This window comes from Aliikangiella sp. G2MR2-5, assembly GCF_015687155.1.
Classification (GTDB): Bacteria; Pseudomonadota; Gammaproteobacteria; order Enterobacterales; family Kangiellaceae; genus Aliikangiella.
In genome coordinates, this window is sequence record NZ_JADPQF010000001.1 from 123,325 (window position 1) to 142,780 (window position 19,456).

The 19,456-nt window shown below is 43.2% G+C and carries 20 protein-coding genes; 13 read left to right on the plus strand and 7 right to left on the minus strand.

The features are described 5' to 3' along the window. Window positions 1-206 precede the first annotated feature (206 nt). From IYN84_RS00485 to IYN84_RS00500, 4 genes are all read right to left on the minus strand, one after another. Window positions 207-1,166 carry a P-loop NTPase fold protein gene (locus IYN84_RS00485; protein WP_196137215.1) on the minus strand — a complete coding sequence of 320 codons (960 nt, stop codon included), beginning with the start codon at window positions 1,164-1,166 and terminating at the stop codon, window positions 207-209. A 137-nt stretch (window positions 1,167-1,303) separates the two neighbouring features. Continuing rightward, entirely contained in the window at window positions 1,304-3,484 is a 2,181-nt protein-coding gene (locus IYN84_RS00490; RefSeq protein ID WP_196137216.1) for a prolyl oligopeptidase family protein, read from the minus strand. Between the two features lie 141 nt (window positions 3,485-3,625). Beyond that, window positions 3,626-5,173, minus strand: a complete 1,548-nt coding sequence (locus tag IYN84_RS00495; RefSeq protein WP_196137217.1) for a leucyl aminopeptidase family protein — start codon at window positions 5,171-5,173, stop codon at window positions 3,626-3,628. Window positions 5,174-5,276: 103 nt separating this feature from the next. Then, window positions 5,277-6,206, minus strand: coding sequence for a LysR substrate-binding domain-containing protein (locus IYN84_RS00500; protein ID WP_196137218.1), 930 nt, complete (start codon window positions 6,204-6,206; stop codon window positions 5,277-5,279). Between the two features lie 185 nt (window positions 6,207-6,391). Between IYN84_RS00500 and IYN84_RS00505 the strand changes: the two genes are divergently transcribed. The 3 genes from IYN84_RS00505 to IYN84_RS00515 all read left to right on the plus strand — a co-directional run bounded on the left by IYN84_RS00505 (window position 6,392) and on the right by IYN84_RS00515 (window position 7,923). Then, window positions 6,392-6,760 carry a DUF3718 domain-containing protein gene (locus IYN84_RS00505; protein WP_196137219.1) on the plus strand — a complete coding sequence of 123 codons (369 nt, stop codon included), beginning with the start codon at window positions 6,392-6,394 and terminating at the stop codon, window positions 6,758-6,760. Window positions 6,761-6,945: 185 nt separating this feature from the next. Continuing rightward, entirely contained in the window at window positions 6,946-7,347 is a 402-nt protein-coding gene (locus tag IYN84_RS00510) for a GFA family protein (RefSeq protein ID WP_196137220.1), read from the plus strand. A gap of 42 nt (window positions 7,348-7,389) precedes the next feature. Further along, a complete protein-coding gene (locus tag IYN84_RS00515) occupies window positions 7,390-7,923 on the plus strand; it encodes an adenylate kinase (RefSeq protein ID WP_196137221.1) in 534 nt (177 codons plus the stop codon). 906 nt (window positions 7,924-8,829) lie between these two features. On the opposite strand, the gene IYN84_RS00520 is transcribed toward IYN84_RS00515, so the two are convergent. Together IYN84_RS00520 and IYN84_RS00525 are read right to left on the minus strand one after the other, a co-directional pair. Further along, a complete protein-coding gene (locus tag IYN84_RS00520; RefSeq protein ID WP_196137222.1) occupies window positions 8,830-9,315 on the minus strand; it encodes an N-acetyltransferase in 486 nt (161 codons plus the stop codon). A gap of 272 nt (window positions 9,316-9,587) precedes the next feature. Continuing rightward, a complete protein-coding gene (locus tag IYN84_RS00525) occupies window positions 9,588-10,073 on the minus strand; it encodes a GNAT family N-acetyltransferase (protein ID WP_196137223.1) in 486 nt (161 codons plus the stop codon). 226 nt (window positions 10,074-10,299) lie between these two features. Here IYN84_RS00525 and IYN84_RS00530 point away from each other — a divergent pair, with 226 nt between their 5' ends. From IYN84_RS00530 to IYN84_RS00570, 9 genes are all read left to right on the plus strand, one after another. Next, the gene (locus tag IYN84_RS00530; protein WP_196137224.1) at window positions 10,300-12,201 is read left to right on the plus strand and encodes a hypothetical protein; all 1,902 of its coding nucleotides are present in this window, start codon (window positions 10,300-10,302) and stop codon (window positions 12,199-12,201) included. A 149-nt stretch (window positions 12,202-12,350) separates the two neighbouring features. Beyond that, window positions 12,351-12,980 carry an RNA polymerase sigma factor gene (locus tag IYN84_RS00535; RefSeq protein ID WP_196137225.1) on the plus strand — a complete coding sequence of 210 codons (630 nt, stop codon included), beginning with the start codon at window positions 12,351-12,353 and terminating at the stop codon, window positions 12,978-12,980. Window positions 12,981-13,011: 31 nt separating this feature from the next. Beyond that, complete coding sequence (locus tag IYN84_RS00540; RefSeq protein WP_196137226.1) at window positions 13,012-13,368, plus strand: hypothetical protein; 357 nt, start codon at window positions 13,012-13,014, stop codon at window positions 13,366-13,368. After that, entirely contained in the window at window positions 13,355-13,672 is a 318-nt protein-coding gene (locus tag IYN84_RS00545) for a hypothetical protein (RefSeq protein WP_196137227.1), read from the plus strand. Before IYN84_RS00540 ends, IYN84_RS00545 begins: the two co-directional genes overlap by 14 nt. Further along, window positions 13,672-14,151, plus strand: coding sequence for a DUF3106 domain-containing protein (locus tag IYN84_RS00550; protein ID WP_196137228.1), 480 nt, complete (start codon window positions 13,672-13,674; stop codon window positions 14,149-14,151). The genes IYN84_RS00545 and IYN84_RS00550 overlap by 1 nt, the downstream gene beginning before the upstream one ends. 232 nt (window positions 14,152-14,383) lie before the next feature. Beyond that, window positions 14,384-14,953: a peroxiredoxin family protein gene (locus IYN84_RS00555; protein WP_196137229.1), complete on the plus strand. Its 570-nt coding sequence runs from the start codon at window positions 14,384-14,386 to the stop codon at window positions 14,951-14,953. A 480-nt stretch (window positions 14,954-15,433) separates the two neighbouring features. Further along, window positions 15,434-16,000: a hypothetical protein gene (locus IYN84_RS00560; RefSeq protein ID WP_196137230.1), complete on the plus strand. Its 567-nt coding sequence runs from the start codon at window positions 15,434-15,436 to the stop codon at window positions 15,998-16,000. Between the two features lie 229 nt (window positions 16,001-16,229). Then, entirely contained in the window at window positions 16,230-16,409 is a 180-nt protein-coding gene (locus tag IYN84_RS00565; protein WP_196137231.1) for a hypothetical protein, read from the plus strand. Window positions 16,410-16,581: 172 nt separating this feature from the next. Then, a complete protein-coding gene (locus IYN84_RS00570) occupies window positions 16,582-17,097 on the plus strand; it encodes a hypothetical protein (RefSeq protein ID WP_196137232.1) in 516 nt (171 codons plus the stop codon). Window positions 17,098-17,120: 23 nt separating this feature from the next. Here IYN84_RS00570 and IYN84_RS00575 read toward each other — a convergent pair whose 3' ends face one another. Beyond that, window positions 17,121-18,137: a hypothetical protein gene (locus IYN84_RS00575; protein WP_196137233.1), complete on the minus strand. Its 1,017-nt coding sequence runs from the start codon at window positions 18,135-18,137 to the stop codon at window positions 17,121-17,123. Window positions 18,138-18,355: 218 nt separating this feature from the next. Here IYN84_RS00575 and IYN84_RS21520 point away from each other — a divergent pair, with 218 nt between their 5' ends. Further along, window positions 18,356-19,426 carry a bifunctional transcriptional activator/DNA repair enzyme AdaA gene (locus IYN84_RS21520; protein WP_196137234.1) on the plus strand — a complete coding sequence of 357 codons (1,071 nt, stop codon included), beginning with the start codon at window positions 18,356-18,358 and terminating at the stop codon, window positions 19,424-19,426. Window positions 19,427-19,456 lie beyond the last annotated feature (30 nt).

Consider the following 19,456-nt stretch of genomic DNA (forward strand, 5'->3'; position numbering starts at 1 on the left):
AATTATATTGATGCTTTTTTATTCAACTACACATAAAAATGACAGCGTTGTCAAATTTGTTAGGTGAGATGTCCAAGAATTTACAGTTATTTTTAACGAAATATCTCGTCAAGAGAAAAATCGAATAAAGGAGAACGTAAAAGAAATTGGGGTTCTGTTAGATATTAATTCGCGATAGCTTCTCAGATTACTTGAAGAAACAAGCATTAATTTTCAAAATCAATCGGTTTAGGAGAGCGGTACTGGTTGAGCGTAATCGTGATATCAGCAAGATCATCCAGTACGATTAGTGAATGTCGAGTGAGCCTTTCAAAAAGAGAAATAAACTGGATAATTTCCTGTTGGTTCATTGTTTTTATTGACCCTTCAGTTTGTTTAGAGCGAGCTAATTGGCTAATCAATTTTTCTTCCTGCTCGTTTCGCCAGTGCGCAATAACTTCCCAGTTAGGGGCCTTCAAAAATATTAAATAGTCGATCATCACAAAGAGTGATTGATAGTTTTCTTTTAATTGTTGATTAACCCAGCGGCGCCATTTACCTTCGGGATCCTGTGTTTTTTCTAATTCATTTATCGGACATCTTAAAGCGTCGTCACTTTCAGGCGGAGTAGCGACGCACCAACCTTCAAATATAATGATTTGGGGGGCATCAGTTACCAGTCGTTGATGTTCTGGAGTACAGGGCTCATCGCGGGATTTGTCAAAAAGAGGCAACTTCACGGGTTTGAATTTATCTGTACGGCTAAGTTGTCTAAGCAGTGAGATCCCTAGTGCAACATTGTGAGTTCCTGGTACCCCGCGTTTTTTTAACAGGGGGTGGATTTTATCGGCAAGTTCGGCTCGGTCTTCTCCTGACAGGTAAAGGTCGTCGATAGAAAAGTTTAAGACTTCAAGAGAAAAGCAGGATTTAAGCAAAATATTTAACAATCTGGCCAGCGTCGACTTGCCGGAACCTTGAGCACCATTAATGCCCACTACAAATGCTTTGTGTGGATTGTTTTCTCTATGTTCGAGGTATTTCGAATAAAGCTGAGTTAATAGTGGAAGGTAAGCTTGCTGCAAAGAGTGACTAAATAAATCAAATTCGATCTTTTCCTGTTGGCAAAAAAACCATAGGTGACGAGCCACCTCATTAAGATCGACTTTTTGATTTTCACTACATTTCATTGGTTTAACCGTTTGGTGAATGACTAACGGATAATACAATTGCCGTTGCTTTTATTTTAACCAGTGTATCCATTCCTTGAATAATAGACAATAAAAAGCCCGGCTGTCCGGGCTTTAAGTTTATCTGGATAAAACAACTAGTCGATCGACTCGACTCCCATATTAAATAATGTGAATGCGTAGATATCTGCATATTGTTCAATGGTTTTAGAAACTGGCGTGCCAGCGCCATGGCCTGCGTTGGTTTCAATTCGAATCAAGGTTGGTGCTGCACCAGCTTGTTTAGCTTGAAGCTCTGCAGCGAATTTAAACGAATGAGCAGGAACGACTCGATCATCATGATCGCCAGTTGTTACCATAGTCGCCGGATATTTGACGCCAGCTTTTACATTGTGAACCGGGGAGTAGCTTTTGAGATATTCAAACATGTCCTTACTTTGTTCCGCGGTGCCATAGTCATAGGCCCAGCCAGCGCCAGCGGTAAAGGTGTGATAGCGAAGCATATCCAGTACACCTACTGCGGGTAGTGCTACCTTCATCAGATCTGGACGCTGTGTCATTACCGCGCCAACTAGCAGGCCGCCGTTGGAACCGCCTTTGATTGCAAGATAGTTGCTCGAAGTATAATTTTCTTTTATCAAATGCTCACCGGCGGCAATAAAGTCATCAAATACATTTTGTTTGTTCATTTGAATACCCGCTTTGTGCCATTTTTTGCCGTACTCACCACCTCCGCGCAAGTTAGCCACTGCATAGATACCGCCCTGTTCCAGCCACACTGCATTGGCTACACTGAAAGAAGGTGTCAAGCTAACGTTAAAGCCGCCATATCCGTAAAGAATTGTCGGATTCTTGCCGTTTAACTTAATTCCTTTTTTATAAGTGATAATCATCGGGATTCGGGTGCCATCTTTTGAGGTATAAAATACCTGCTTGGACTCATAATCATCGCTATTAAATTTTGCGCCCGATTTTCGATATATACTTGATTTACCACTTTCTACATTGAAAGAGAAAATGGTTGATGGTGTTTTATAGTTCGTAAACGAGTAATAAAGAGTTTTGTCACTACTCTTACCTGAAGGGGAGGATGCGCTACCCGGTCCAGGTAATTCAATTTCTCTAATTTGATTTCCGTCATAATCAAACTGAACGATTTTAGACAAAGCATCCACCATGTAGTCCGCAAAGATATAACCACCACCGGTTGTAGGCGACAGAACATTTTCTGTTTCCGCTATAAAGTCGACCCATTTATCCGGGGTTGGAGAGTTTGTGTCAACGGTCACTACTTTTTTATTGGGAGCATTAAGGTTGGTGACCAGATAGAGTTTGCTTCCAATGTTGTCCAGAATATAGGTATCTGAGTCAAAGTGATCCAGGATGGTAACTAAAGGGCTATCTGCTTTAGTTAAGTCTTTAAGATAAAGATCATTTCCTGAAGTAGAGACAGCGCCACTGATAATCAGGTAGTTGTCATCTTCAGTTACTGTGCCTGACACATAGCGTCTTTTTTCTGTTTCACTTGCACCAAAAATCACTTTGTCTTCAGACTGCTTTTGACCCAGCTTATGATAGTAGAGCTTGTGTTGATCTGTTTTCGCCGAGAGTTCACTTCCTTCAGGTTTATCATAACTTGAGTAGTAAAAGCCTTCGTTTCCTTTCCATGAAATTCCAGAGAATTTCACATCTACCAGAGGCTCTTCGAGTTGCTTCCTGGTTTCTGCATCGATGATAATTATTTTGCGCCAGTCACTGCCGCCTTCAGAAATTGAATAAGCTGCAATTGAGCCATCTTTGGAAAAACTGAGGGTTGCAAGGGAAGTTGTACCGTCTTCACTAAACTTGTTCGGGTCGAGAAATATTTCGGGCTCACCGTTTCCTTTCTGCCGCCAGATAACCGACTGATTCTGGAGGCCATCATTTTTACTAAAATAGGTGTAGTTTCCTTCAGTATACGGTGCCGAGATTTTTTCGAAATTCCACATTTCCTCGAGTCTTTTCTTCAGTTTTTCACGATAGGGAATTTTTTCCAGATAAGAGAAGGTCACTTTATTTTGAGTTTTGACCCACTCACCGGTTTCCAGACTCATATCATCTTCCAGCCAGCGGTAGGGATCAGCGACGTCAGCACCGAAGTATGTATCAACAATTTCGCCTTTGCGAGTTTTTGGATAGCTAATACCAGACACCTGATTTTCCATTGCCGGTTCGATTCGTGTTTCCGGGACTTTTTTCTCCACTTCCTTTTGTTCAGGAGCTTCTCCTGAACAAGCAGCAAGCATTGCCGCCAGTATTATTATTGTGAGCTTTTGCATCAGTGACTCTCTCAATTATCGTTTTCGTTAATTTAATCTAAACTCCCGCTTACCTTAATCAATAGGCGAAAGAGATAAAAGCTAGCAGGTATCATTTTAAAAAGAGTTTACAGAGAGTCTGCCAGCTTTAAATTGGAGCATTTATCTAAGGTATTTTGCCGCTAGAGCCATAATAGGCGCAGCCGTTGGTTTATCATGTTGCCAGTCTCCGCTTTCAACACCACTCCCCGCAATATCAATATGTACATAGGGAATCGGCGTACTGCTGCTGTTGCCATGATCATCCAGACCAGAAGCGAGAGATAAGAACGCCATTGGAAACTGGTGTCCGCGAGCGACAGAAACCGACGGGCCATTGTTAGATGAAAGTACGTCGTCAGCTTTACTACGAGGACGAATAATTTTCCAGTCTTCTCTGCGTGAACGACTGATTTCGCAACCATCTCCCCATTGCTCGCCTGCTGCAGCAATATCCTGAGCAAGGCTCTGGTTTCTTGCTGGACCATTGGCTACCAGAATCGTATAAGGACCGGCAGTTAATGCAGCATGACCGGTGAGAGTAGCAACGGTAAATAATGCTGGGTTAACTTCCTGTGAAGCTTGCGCGCGCATGTGAGATAAACTATCCACCATCGCAAGGCGTCCTTCAGCATCGGTATTACCGACCCGAATTCTTTTGCCAGAATGACCTACGATAATCTCGTCAGCAACATAGCAGTCAGTGCCAATTGAGTTTCTGACAGCGGCAATCTTGGCAACAACTTTGATTCCTTCTGGTTTCAGTTCGGCAAGAGTCTTCATAAAGCCGGCTACAGCTGCGCCGCCGCCTTTGTCGCGACTCATACCAGCCATATGGCCACCCGTTTTTACGTCGGCACCTCCAGTATCGTAGGTTACAGCTTTGCCCACCAACATCAGAGTGTTTTTAATATCGCCTTTGCCCTGATATTCCAGCTCGATAATACGAGGGTGGTGCCTTTCTACAGAATAAGAGGCTCTGGCGACTGCGGAAAATACCGGAAAATCTTTTTCGAGTTGGGCACGGTCGCTAATAACGTTAACTTTTATTTCAGAGTTCTCAAAAGACTCGACGCAGGTTTGAGCAAAGCCAATAGGTGCCATGCGCTCTGGCTCGGTACCACAAAGATCTCTGGCTAGTCTTTTTCCTGCTTCGGTCGCTGACAGATAGGCCAGATCAACCTGACTATCCGGATCATAAAGTCCGATGGACTGCACTGGTTCAAGGTCTTCTCCCAAATCCTGTCTTGCTTCCAACGGTTGCCATAACCCTTGGCAGGCTCCCAGATAAGCTGCTTCCAGCGCGAATTGGTAGTCAGAGGATTGCGGTGCGCCGTCGACGATGATTGCTGGTTTTACTGAACCTGCCGCTTTGGCAATATCTATAGCCTGTTTGGCTGCATCGCTAAAATTTCTGACGTCATCATAATCATTTTTGAGATTGCCGGTAAACGCGTGAATTAGACGGCCACCCGCTAATTTAGACGCATGTAGCATGACTGTTTCGGTTCCGATACGGTTGTCGATTTTCTTAGCCGCGGAAAGGGCTTGGTCGATTTCAGGTAGGGCAGCATAGCTGGCAGATGGTGAAACCAGAATAACTGCGTCGAAGTCATCGCCTTGAAGCACCTGAGATAGCTTCTCGACGCGAATTGGAGTTGGATAACCCATGGAATGTCCTTAGATCATTGAAAAGTCTCTATCATACTGATATTGAATGCTTTGTAAAATGAACTCGTTCAGGACCGATGAGGATGTCAGCAACCGGGACTAATTAAAACTTGAGCTGCGCCACCAAAGGCTGAATTCTCAGTTCCGTTTTCTTCATTTCAGCACTGAGCCAGGCCATGAATTTTTTGACTTTGTCTTTTTCAAAGTGGCTTTCCGGAGCGACCGCATAGAAGTTGTATCCATGAAAGGCGAAATCATCGGAAAATACGAGTTCGCCAGCATCGATCATATCTGCAACCAGGCTAAGGCGCTGCAATGAAATGCCCTGTCCGGCTCGTGCTGCTTCCGCTCCTAGACTACCATCTTTTAATAAAAGCGTTTCAGAAAGCTCATTGTCCTTTATACCATAAGCCTGCTGAATATTTCTCAATGCGGTACGAACTCCGTCAGTGATACCTGCGATCATGGGTAACGAAAGAATATCCTTGCGGGTGATAGTCGGACCTTTCAATAAGCGAGGGCTGCACACCAAAACCGTCGGGTCTTTCATCAATAATATACTTTTCAAGCCAGGATAAACTCCCTGGCCGTAACGAATGGCCAAATCTAGTTCACCCTGCTCAAAGCTTTTTCTTTCTACCGAAGTATCCATGGTTATCGTCAGTTCTGGATGAATTTCGTTAAAGAATATCAATCGTTGAATTAGCCAATGAGTAGCTAGAGAAGGCATTGTCGATATATTTAGCCGGTTGGGATTGGGATCTTCTGCGAGCAAATTGATTCCCTGAATCAGACTGGTGAAGGCCGATTGTACATAAGGAAAAAGTTTTTCCCCATCTGCAGACAGTATGACTTTTTGATGTTGCCTTTCGAATAATTCGATGCCCAGCTGTGATTCAACTTTGCGTATTTGCTGGCTTATGGCTGCTTCGCTGACAAACAGTTTCTCGGCGGCTTGTTTAAAGCTGCCAAGTTTTGCCGCCCAGTAAAAGTGTCTGAGCCCTGTAAGGGGGAGAGGGTAGTTTTCTTCCAATGGAGCAATCCTATCACTTACCAGTCTTTGACTTCTTGCTTAAGAATAACTTAAGTGTAGCTAATTTTAAATCGTTTGTGAGTATTAAGCGATAAGCCTAAGATTTTAATCAATGATTGATTGTTTAATCATTTCGCATCGAGGTGATGCAATTAAGATTTTATTAACTGATTTTGAGGTGACTTATGAACCATACAGCTACTTATGCCAAAAAGTTTATGATTTTAATGGCTTTTTTTATCTCCGGGATTTTCTCTCAGCACTCTCTAGGCGCCCAGGAAAATGGATTTTATCAGGAAAAACTGGTGGAAAAGCTTTGCCAGTCAGTAAAGCAGGATAATTTGGCCAGGTTTCGAAAAACACTGAAAGACTCTAGAACCCACTTAACTCAAATTTATCCGGTGGCTGAATGTAGCGGTGCTTCTTTGATTGATTTTGCGACTCTGAATCAATCGGAACTGGTACTTGCCTACATCGCCCGTAAAACTGAAGTACGTGATTTACAGGCTTACAATCAAACACAATCGCTGGCTTTAGAATCCGTCTCAAAATAACCAATGCGTTTGCCAAAGTGACAGTTTTCCTTCTAATTTCAAAACCTTGAATGTTAGCCCTTGGGAGTCAGCAAAATAACTTTTTGCCTGATTCCCTTTTTTCTAACTGATCCGGCCGGATTTGTTTTGTCGATAAATAGTTGATACTTTTGTGTGGACAATATTTCGTTTTTTAGGAGAGCTGCATGCTAAAAGGAGAGTGCAACTGTGGACAGGTTGCTTTTGAAGTTGATACGTCAGTTTCTGACGTCTACTACTGCCACTGTTCGATTTGCCGCCGGGCGACGGGGACCAATGGTATTCCTGTCATCGTTATAGCAAATGAGCATTTTCGATGGATACAGGGTGAAGATAAGATAAGTTCCTGGGAAAAGCCCGGGCATGACTGGCAGATGAGTTTCTGCTCCAACTGTGGTTCACCTTTACCTGGCTCAAATGATGAAACTCGCATGTACGTGCCTTGCGGTTTGATTATGAGTGGCGATGAAAACCTAAAAGTGGCCCATCATATCTGGGTAGATTCAAAGGCGCCCTGGGATGAAATTTGTGGAGAAGCAAAGCAGCATCGAGAAGCCTTTGAGGGCTAGCGCTTTTTGTACGTTTAATTTAATGAAAATACGATTATTTCAATGAAAAGGATCGCAGTATTCGGCAAACCGGGAGGCGGTAAGTCGACCTTTAGTAAACAACTGGCAAAAAAACTTGAGGTTTCACTGTATCCGCTTGATTTGTTCGAGTATCTGGCTGATGGAACCAGGGTTGATGCTGAAACCTATAAGGCAAAACATGATGAAATTATACAATCACAAAGCTGGATTATTGAAGGTCTTGGAACCTTTGAATCATTTTATCAAAGACTCGATGCCGCCGATACGCTGATTTATATCGACTTGCCCTATAGCGTCCATTATCGATGGGTGATCAAGCGCTTTGTGATGAGTCTTTTTCGAAAGCCGGAAGGATGGCCGGAAGGCAGTAATGTGTTTAAGGGAACTGTTGCAAGTTTAAAAACGCTAAAGCTTTGTCCCAAATTCTGGAATGAAAAGTTTCTGAATGATTTGTATGAAAAATACCTGGATAAAAATATCTTCGTTATTCGCTCGGTTTCAGCGTTGAACGCTCACTGCTTAGAATTTTGTTTAGATGTTTATCGGAGATCTTAAAACCTTTTATCGTCCTTCTATGTTTGACAAAAATACTAATCGATCAAGCATTAACAATGTGATGCTTCATAATAGCGAATAATACGACCTATAAATTTAAGAACCACAAGGAACTTCGATAAGAAAATATATCGTAGTATTATGTATTCGGTTACGTCGGTTCATACTAAAGCTGACATATTCGAATTTTAGTTGTTCTGAAATCTGACAGTTATCAAGGTGGTAGCTTTTTATCTAAAGGGGACTTCCGCTTTTTTTAAAAGCTTGGCAAAATTTTAATTTAAAAGAATTTCGCACCGCTACGCTTGCGTGCGACCTACTTTTGCCAAGAGCTGCAAAAGTAGGCAAAAAAGCCCTTTATCGCTGCGCTGGCACTCTTACATGAGCGCGTTAATATCTCCTAAATCTTTAACATAGATAAAACTGATAATTGCTATCGCCCTCTCGGTATGATTGCAGCCAAATGCTGGGCATGGTTGCTTTCGCGCCGGGGTTACGAATTGAGTTAAGTTCAGGCTGTAAAATCCATCCAAACCTTTAACTTATTTCGATCAGTTCTGGTTTTATTAACCCAAAAAGGTAGTTCTGTCAACGAGTATAGTCACAACTCAAAATGTATTATTCATGGTTCATAGAGAGGTCCTACTAGAGGGTGGGGAGTGAATACAAATTGTTGGTGGGCGACCAGGAAGTGCTAAGGCCTTATCAAGAGTCAATTGCGCTGGCCCGGTGGCCTGAGCGTTGGGCATTTTTTGGTGACTTTTTGTTGCTCTTGACAAAAAGTTACTCGCAGGAAAGCGCAGCGCTGCGAAACGCTCTTAAATTAAGTTTTCCCTAGCTTTTATAAAAAAGCTAAAAGGTCCCCTTTAGTGAGATAGCTGTCCTCAGAGTCAATCAACAGCCAAATCAAAAATGCAATTTAAACCCTTCATGACTGGCTACAAACCCCAATTTTTCATAAAAACGAATCGCATCTGGACGTTTCTTATCGCTGGTCAACTGAACAATTTTACAACCTCGCTCTTTCGCTCGAGAAATTGACCATCGAAACACCTTCTCTCCAAGGCCTTTTCCACGACAGCTCTTATGAACTCTGACGCCTTCAATTTGCGCTCGCCATGCACCTTGATAGGTGAGCGATGGAATATAGGTTAGTTGGAGAACCGCGACCACACCTGAAGGGCATTCCGTGTTGGGCGTTGTTCGCGCGACAATCAACTCATTGTTCGGGTCTTCTGAAATATGAGAAAAAGCAACTGAGTAGGGTTCTGAAATAGTCGCCGATTCAGAATTCGTAGTCGCTTCTCTTTGTTGACCAAGCGGGTCATCAACCAGCATTTCGACAATAGCATTTAGTTCTGCTTGTTTGGCAGTCCCAAAAGTAACTTCCATGGAATGTCCTTACAATCTTAACTCTACTTGTTATTCAGAGTTTTTCTTTTTATCGGATTTGAATTGCTCTTCAAGTACTTTCAATTGTTTTTTCTTTTCGTTTTCGTCAATCTTTTTTCTAATCATCTCTAACTTATGTTGGTGGGCCTTGTTCTGAACGCGAACGCTATACCAGTAGACCAGCCCACCAAGAATGAGAAAAAATATTACGAAAGCAAAAAACAATAGCTTACTCTGGTTTCAATTAATATCAGGTCGTGAATACCGGGTTGTCAGGTTAAAGGCTTTTCCCAAAAAGTCGCTTTGCCCATTTCCGGATCAAGCTCATAGCCTTTAAATCCAAAATTAACATAGGCCTGTTTGGCTACTTCGTTTCCTTCGAGAACTTCCAGCGTGAGTTTGCAGCAGTGTCTGGACTTCGCCAAATCTTCAGCCGCCTGCATCAGCAATCTGGCAATGCCTTTACCGCGATGACTCCGTTTGACCGTTAAATCATGAATGTTCATCAAAGGCTTCGCTTTAAAAGTTGAAAAACCTTCAACACAATTGACTAAACCTACCGGTTCATCTTGCTCATAGGCAATAAAACTGAAGACATCATTTCGCTCTGCCATTGCTCGCACGAGTTTTTCTTTAACGTCCGGTTTCAGCGGGGAGCCACCACCCATGGGATCTTTGGCGTAATCATCAAGAAGCTCGACCAAATTATTGGCGTCAACAGAGTTCGCATAGTCAACCGGGCGGCAATCAATAGTCATTGTTACAGTCTTTATTTTATATCAGCTGAAAGAAAGTCTGCCCATGATGCCTTATTAAAATCCATTTCGAAAGAGTCAAAAGTTCTAACTTGGGCGTTTCAGCCAAAAAAATTGTTAGTGCTTGTGTCAACCTACTGGAGGCTGGTGCGTTTTAGTCACTATAACGACGATTGAACAAGCGACGTTCTAAATAACGGTATTCAAAATAACAATCGAGGATATAACAATGAATTTGATTGGTGAAGGTTCAAAAACCGAAAATTCCGGGAGAAACTTCTGGATAACAGCTTGTTGTTTAGCGTTTGGCATTAGTTTATTGACCTCCTGTGGCGGTAGCTCCGAAGAAAACCTCCCTATCGCCGAAGCAGCGGAGTGCGAGCTTTTTGACGAAGACGAAGATGGTAGCGCCGACTGTGGCACGGTACTTATTGGGCTGACTGATGCTGATGGTGACTTTCTTACCTATCAGGTGGAGGTAACCGGTTTGTCGCTTATTCGCCGAGATGGCGCTGAAGTTTCAGTAATGCCATCGACTCAGTCTATCGATTTTGCTGACTATGTTGATCTAAGTGAATTGGCGGCAGCTGCGACCATTCCAACCGGGGTCTATGAGTCAGGCAGCATTCGACTCAACTACGCCAATGCGGATATACAAGTTGAGAAATCCGGTGAAGCGGTCGTCGCTTCTATGGTCGATGAGTCGGGACAGGCAATCACTGAAGCAACTTTGACACTTTCGCTGGATGCGGATAATCCGCTGGTTATTAGCAGAACGCGGGCTGCCTTGCTGGAGCTGGATTTTAATCTGGCGGCGTCACATTCGGTTGATCTGGAGGTAGAACCTGTCACAGTTACCACAGAACCCTTCATCGTTGCCGAAGTCGATCCGGTACTGAGTAAAGAGTTCAGACTTCGTGGGCCGCTGGTGCGAGTCAACGAAGAAGAGTCAGCCTTTAAAATTGCGGTAAGACCATTTCATCGAAAAGAAGGACGTTTCGGTGGCGCACCAATCTTTGTCGATGAAAACACCCAGTTTGATATCAACGGTGAAAGCTACTCGGGAGACACAGGGTTAACAGTTCTGGCTGAATTGCCTGCAGGCACGGCGACAGTGACTCAAGGTCTGTTTGAGCATTCCAGTCGTCATTTTACCGCAGCGACTGTTGTGGCTGGTTCTAGTGTTCCAGGGTTTGACAGGGACGCGGTTAAAGGGGTTATTGTCGCTCGCAAGGACAATCAATTGACTGTGCGTGGCGCTTCACTTATTCGTGAAAGTGGTGAGGTTACATTTAGAGATGAACTCAGCGTATCCATAGGTGAGGAAACCACGGTCAAAAAGTGGAGAAGAAGCGATGAAGTGTTAACCATCGACGATTTATCTGTTGGTCAGGCGGTCACTGTTTTAGGTACCTATATTGAGGCGAGCGAAGAAGCTGAAAATGCTAGTCTGGATGCAACTGATGGCGCAGTAAAAATGCGTCTGACATATGCTTCGGGTCATGCTGTGGCAATAGACGCTGTACAAATTGATTTGAACTTGCAGTCATTGCAGGCGCGTTCTCCCGAGCAATATGATTTTTCCGGAACCGGAGTCGATGCCAGCTTTGATGCGGATCCTCAGAACTATGAAATTTCAATCGCCGACTTGATGGTGACCAATGCCGAGTCAGGTGATTCGGTTCGAGTGAGTGGTTTTGTGTCGCCCTTCGGCACCGCTCCTGCTGATTTTGACGCCATGAGCGTGACCAATTATGCCGAGTCAGGAAGCCAGATATATATCAACTGGCCTGATAGTGATGAACTGGTTGCCTTTGCTGAAATCACCGCATCTACTCTGATAATCAATACGCCAGAGGAAGGGGTTTACAAGTTGCAACAAGGCGGAATCCGAACCGATTTGACCAGCTTCGACACTTTGGTAACTCTGACACCTAAGTCTGAGCGAGGGATCTATACTATTCGCAGCGGAGAGATGGTTCTGGCTTTCTCAGATTTTCTTGATTTTTCCAATGAGTTGCAGCAACGCCTCAATGAAGGTGAGTCGATCGATGCTATGCACGCGATTGGTGGTTTTTCAAGCGATAGCAAAGTGATGGATGTCATCAAGTTGTCTGTCAAACTGCACTGATAAAGATGGATTGAGAAGGTGAAGGATATGATGAGTCCCGGTGCAAGATCTTTAATCACAATGGATAGGCAGTACGCCGCCAATCGCCTTCTTAAAAACAGCAGCGTTGCTTTGCTGCGGTGCTATCAGTTATTCTCAAGGAGATAGGCATGATTTGGGAAGAGCAAGAACTCGGCTGTTTTCACTGGGGGGTTAATCCCGGTAGCACACAGCAACACCGATTAAAAAGCGAACAAGGGTTATTGAATTTGTCGATAGAGAAATTCTTAATGGAAGTAGAGAAGAAAGCTTACCGTATGGCGCAGCTGGCGACTGGTAATTCTTCTGATGCTTTGGATATTGTTCAGGACACCATGATTAAACTTGTCGAAAAGTATGCTGGAAATCCGGCAGAAGAATGGAAGCCTTTGTTTTATCGAATTCTACAATCGCGTATAACTGATCATCTGCGTAAGAAAACACTTCAGGCCAAAGTGTTTTTCTGGCGGAGTACATCAGAAGAGTCGGAAAGCGGTGACCTTATTGACCAGGCGAGTGATTATATTACTCCAGAAAGGGAACTTGATGGGCAGAGAAATGTTGAGTTGGTGATCGATGCCGTTAAGAAGTTGCCACATCGCCAGCAGCAATGCTTTTTGCTAAGAAGCTGGGAAGGTCTCAGTGTTAAGGAAACTGCATTAGCAATGAATTGTAGTGAAGGTAGCGTAAAAACCCATTATTCAAGAGCGAGAGAAGCATTGCAACAGGCTCTTGAAGAAGTGTCGTCAGGTACGGACTAATTACGCACTAATAAAGAGTGAGGTAAGCAGAATGAATGATCCAAATGAAAATTCTGATCCAGAAATCTTGGCTAAAGACTCTATCGAGCAGCGAGTTTGTGAAGGCCTGGATGAAAGTGTCTCCAGTTTAAATCCTGATGTTAGACGCGCTTTAAATCAGGCAAGAGCTAAGGCCGTAGAAAAGAAAGGTGCGAGTTTTCCTTTTCTTAAACTGGCTGGTGGTGTGAGTTTTGCTTTTGCTGTGCTTATGGTGTCCCAGTTTTATACACAACAGCCAGAGGAAAACCTAACGCCTTTTGCCGAAGTGCTGGAAGAGGATATTGAAATGTTGGATGACCTGGAGTTTGCTTATTGGTTAGCGGAGGAGGAAGAAAGTGCGAACTTGTAAAAAAGCCGCACTGATTGCAGCCATGATAATAACGACTCCAGGATACGCTGCTCAGCCAAATAATAGTGGGCACTCAGAAAGCGACGAAAGGCACTCTGTTCCGTCCGGTGAGGAAGAGCAAGCGGCAATGGTGTCTAATAAATCGAAAGAAACAGTAGAAATGGATGAAGCCTTTTTGAGTTTTTTAGCCGATAGTGCGCAGCTTGATGATGAAATGACGGATCCGTTAGATATGATGGATATTGATGAAGAGTTAATGCCGGCAGAGGCTAGTTTGTTAGAGTCTGCCAAGGAGGAAAAATAATGAAACGGTTATTTTTTCTAATTGTAGCTAGCTGGATGACCCTGGCTTCCTTAAATAGTTTTGCCAGTTCGACTGAGTGGCAGTCTTTAAACGGTGATGTACAGAAACTTTTACAGCCATTTGAAAAGCGCTGGGATGATATGCCGGATGCCAAAAAAGAAAAGCTGGTGGCGGGTGCCAATCGTTGGTTGAGTATGACGCCTGAGCAGCGAAGTGTGGCCTCCGAACGTTTTAAAAAGTGGCAGTCCCTGACACCAGAACAACGAGCTAAACTGAATAATCGATTCGAAAAATTCAAACAATTACCGCCTGAAGAGCGAAAGCGTTTGCGAAAAGCCTTTGCTCGATTTAAAAATATGTCGCCCGAACAAAAAGCCAGGTTAAGGGAAAGGTTTCGAAAAATGTCTCCGGAGCAAAAGAAACAGTTTCTAAAACGAATGAAAAAACGTCAGCAACACAAAAAGTCGCGAAGAGGGTAGGCGAGGCTTTTGTAGGATGGGGGAAGCCTGGCGTAACCCATCCTGGGGATTTGTATCCGATGTATTTCACTTCTTTTGGCGTGCAGCGTTAAATCATTCATTCCTAGAGTCAGATTTGCTCAACCAATTTCCCGTAATTATTTCTTGTGGTTATTTGTAACATTAGACGAAAGTGTCAGTCATTAGGCTACCGATTACAGTTTTAACCATGAAGTTCATTTTTGGGAGTCCTATGTTTAATACAAAAGCATTATTGATTACTATTTCTCTTTTTGTGAGCCTGCTTTTTGGCGTCAATGCAAATGCTAAAGCGTTGAAATCCATTCGAGTGGGGCCGTCCATTGGTTCACAGGTGCCCGAAATTATGGCTATCGACCAGCAAAATCAGCCGGTGAAATTGGCTGATTTTTATGGCGAAAAAGGTGTGGTTGTGGTCTTTTTTCGCTCGGCAGACTGGTGTCCTTTTTGTAAGCGACATTTAGTTGAACTCAATCAAATTGTTCCGCAAATCGAGCAGGCAGGTTATAAAATGGTCGGCATTTCTTACGACTCGGTTGAAACGCTAAACACTTTTAGCAAGTCGATGAATATCGCGTTTCCACTGCTGGCAGATCAAAAGGCAAAAACGGTTAGGCGGTTCAAAGTTCTTAATAAGGATTATAAATTAGGCGATAAACATTACGGGATACCTTATCCGGGTGTCATGGTGATTTCTCCAGACGGAGAGCTAAAGGATAAGTATTTCTATAAAGGATATAAAAAGCGGATCACTGCTGAAAGCTTGTTAGAAAAGTTAAACTAGGGAATAAACTCTATCGGTTTATACTCGAACTGATGCATTCTGATTCCTGGTTTTATAAAGTCTGACAACAAATGATAATTCTGCTCTATATCTAAAGTAGAAATTCACCATTTCAATAGTTCACTTTAAGCTCCCCATTGAAAAGTGGAGGGAGCTTAAAACTTCCAGTCGAGTTTTAGCGAATTAGTAAGATTTTCAGTGAAACCTAATTTTCAGAGTTGTTGCGCATGATGCGCGATAATTCGAATTATGAACTTCTAGCTTTTTGATTTTAAGGGGAAAAGATATTTTCTATCAAAGAGCAAATTTAGAGTTATTAACAAAAACAAATAGTCTCTTATTGCTGGTTGAATAATAATATAATCCTTAGAGGTCTTGAGTTTCCTCGAAAAAACGGATAACTTGAGTTCACTTTAAAATCAATAACGCACAATTTGCATATCGCGCACAGTGCGCAATAATAAGCTGTTAGGAGTCAGAATGATACGGGCCGTTGCTATCATTTCAATTATGCTAATGCTTAGTGCTTGCGTCTCAGTTCCGGTTCCTAGCAAAGGCCCTCTCATTGTTCGAGCCATTCCAAAGTCGTCGGACAGCACAGGTTGGTACAGGGACTTTTGCACATTTGGACAACCAGTCAATAACAAAGATATATATTATGGTGACTCTTGTAAAAGCAGACAGATTTTACATCACGCTTTCTTAAATAAGGTTAGGCTTTCAAATGTTCATAGCTTGTCTGGTGCTTATTATGGTAATGATATCTATGCGGGAATGTCTGGAGGGCAGCGAGTATTTTGGACTCAAAATAATCGAGAGCAAGGATATTTCATTCTTCAAAGGGTTGAACTTGAATTTACAAAAAAAACCGGTATTAATTTCTTGATGACGCCAGTCTCATACAACAAAAACTTACAGTGCGTCGTTAGTTTTGGGTATTATCCTCATTCAGATTTTCGAGCTTGCCCTGATGAAAAATTCCACGAAGGGCACTATGATGATTGTTTACCAATTAATAAAGTATTGGAGCACTTTGCAAATGGTTGAAGCTCCTAACCAGTGCCTGCAATTGAAGGCAAGAAAACAACAGCGCCTCAATTGAGACATGCGTTAGGTACTCAAAATGTTCAGAAAAGCTTTATCTAAAACGTTGCGAGCATACGCCAACTTGCTTTTGAAGTTTGAGCGAACGAATCAATTTGGTAAAGAATTACTTTCTAGTGCTGACATCGGGAAGGCTTCAAGAGCAACAAAGTTAGGGAACTAAGAAGAAGCTGTGTCCATATACCAAGGGATCTTGATGCGAGGCGGAAATACTGTTGGCGAGATGATTGCCTGTAAAAAACTCGCAAATTATTATCGCTCTGGTCGTTTTGTAGAGAAGGACATCGACTACGCGATTAAGCTGGAAAATAAAGCGAATGAAAGTTTTGAAGAAATCAATGAAGGTACTTAGCTAGTACTTGAATTTGATTCGGCAGAAATCGCCTTACAAATTAAATAAGCGTTAGAGATTCGAGTTACCCACAAACAGTAGACTCCGTCTATAGTTAGGTTCAGTCCTAACACGAATATATTTGGAGTGTCAGATACTTATCACTGATTTAAACTGGAGGGAATAATAAATAATGATTGATATCGGTGGGACCGAATGGGTGTCCGAAGACCCTGAGTTTTATGCAGACTTACTGTCTCGAAAAGATAGAAAGTTAAAGATAATTCTAAAACAATTAAAAAGTGATTTTTCTAGTATTAAGATTGTTTTGGGATTTCTGATAGTCGGATTTTTAATTGGAGCAGGAATAACTCAAAACGAATTAAAGCTAGGAGTGATAGGCATAGGTCTTTTGGGTGTTTATCTATATATATTCATCAAAAATATAGTGGCATATATTTATTCTCCAATATTTGAGGGTGAGCTGATCGCTGGGTATGAAAGTAAGTCGAAATGGCCTGGTTTCATCCATTCAGAAGCTTTTTTTAACAATGTCGGTGAAAAAATTCCCATTGCAATAAGTAAAAAGTTATTTAATGATGTTGTGTCTAAGAGGTCCAATACCAAAATAAAAATTTTATACACACCATCTTTTGAATATTCGCTAGTTATTGCGGCAAAAAAGGAAAGATTAGACACTCCGATTTAAATATTAACTTTCAGCAAGAACAACTAAAAACTAAACCCAACATCAATATCCAGACTCAAAATATCCGGCTCCGATGATAAAGTTTGATTAATCGAAAAACTGCTACTCCAGTTATTTTCCCAGTCAAAATTTAGTGCGAACTCCAGATAACCCGAGTCCGGTATCCTAAAACTGTCCAGCAATTGGTCGCTTACGCGGGTTAACAAACGTCTTTCTTCGCCTCTTGCGATAACAATTACCGGTTCGCCGTCAGTTGAAACTTCCGCCGTCCAGCCAAAGGAAAAAGAAGGCGCCCAGCTGAATGAGTCCTGTTCCATCCAGTAGCTCATGGTCAGATCCAGATACAGACTCCAGCTTTTCGGGTCGTAGTCTGCTGCGGCTACAGTTGGCGGCTCTCCAATAAAAGCTTGTCGGCTAAAACTTTTAGTTTCCAGATACTGGATGCCAATACTGTAGTCCAATATCCAGCTATCCATACCTGTTGAACTGTCATAGGAGAAACTTAATGCAGAATCGTCGCTTTCAAGCGATTCGATTATCGCCGGTACGCGAGATAGGGCTCTTTCCACCGTATCTATCTGACTATAGGTGGCCGAAAGGGCAAAATCTTCAGCAAACCAGCTGACGCCGATGGCGTAGGCCTTGGTTTCAGTTTCTGCGCCGCTCGATAAAACTCCAAGATCACCAAAGTCGACTTGCCAGACTTCTTTTGCGCTTTGCTTATTGATACTCGCCGAAAGCATCCAGTCTTCATTAACAAAATGGCTGGCTCCCAAACTAAAACCGTCAGGTCTGGTCTCACTGGGATAGCGGCTGAAGTAGTCGTATTGACTGATTGAGCCTCCTAGCCAGATACTGCTTGTAGCCAGGTTTTGAGAGGTTTCAGACTCTTCAGCGATGGTGGAGCCGGGCAATAGCGCTGGGAAGCAAAGCAGGGCAATAGCTAATAATTCGAGTCCTTGTCCTGTGCACTGAGGACCAGGTTGAGAGAGGGGGATTGGTTTCATATTTCTGCTGTTGCGCTCAAGAGAAATATCCATAAAAAATTCCTTGTCCATTTTTCGGAAGCAATGTTTTTTTGCTACCCGGATAATATTTGTTATTGATTCGTTTGCGTCAGTTTAAAGGCAATTTTATGATAGTAAATTCTTCACGCTCGATTTGTTGCAAGTCTGGCTTAAACAGAGAGTCTGACTTAAACAGAGAGTCCGATTTAAGTAGAAAGTCCGGTGAGTACATTATATCAGGATTAAACCCCATGACCGAAAAGGTAAGTTTACCCGATCAGCTGACCATGTATCAGGCATTGGTCGACAAAAATTCTGCCTATGAAGGCGTGTTTGTGGTCGGCGTAAAAACTACCGGGATCTGTTGCCGGCCTACCTGTAATGCGCGTAAGCCCAAGCCGGAGAATGTCGAGTATTTTAGTAACGTGAAGCAGGCGCTAGGTTTTGGCTATCGTCCTTGCAAGGTATGTCAGCCGCTTAAACCTTTTGGCGAGGAGCCCGAATGGCTGAAAGGTTTGCTGCAAAAAATGGAGCAGGCGAGCAGTGAAAAAATCAAGGATCAGGATTTGCGGGAGTTAGGGCTGGATCCGGTGCGTGTACGCCGCTGGTTTAAAAAACATCATGGCATGACATTCCAGGCTTTTGCCCGGGCAACACGGATAAACCGCGCTTTCGGACTCATCAAGCACAAGGAGAAAGTGATCGACGCGGCGATGGATAGCGGTTTTGAATCTTTAAGCGGGTTTAATGACGCCTTTAAGCGGGTAACCGGAAATACGCCGAGTAACAAGCATCAGGCGATCATCACCATTACCCGAATACTGACGCCGCTCGGCCCCATGTTCGCCGGAGCCAGCGATAAAGGGATCTGTCTGCTTGAGTTTACCGACAGGCGAATGCTGGAAACCCAGATCGACCGTTTAACCAAATTATTAAGCGCCCGATTTGTTCCGGGAAGTCATCCATTATTTGATTTACTGGATCGGCAGCTCAAAGAGTATTTTGCAGGTCAACGTACCGAGTTCACCGTACCGCTGGATTGTCCCGGCACTGAATTTCAGCAAAAAGTCTGGGCTCAATTACAAACCATTCCCCACGGTAAGACCCGCGCCTATCAGGAGCAGGCTGAAGCGATTAATAACCCCAAAGCGGTGCGCGCGGTAGCCAAAGCCAACGGCGATAACCGCATCAGCATCCTGATTCCCTGTCATCGGGTGATAGGGAAAAACGGCCAATTGACCGGCTACGGCGGCGGGATCTGGCGTAAGCAACGGCTGCTTGAACTGGAGCAGGGCAATATCAACTGGCAGTCGTCGCTCTAACGCCTTTATTTTAAGCTGCCTTCTTATCTA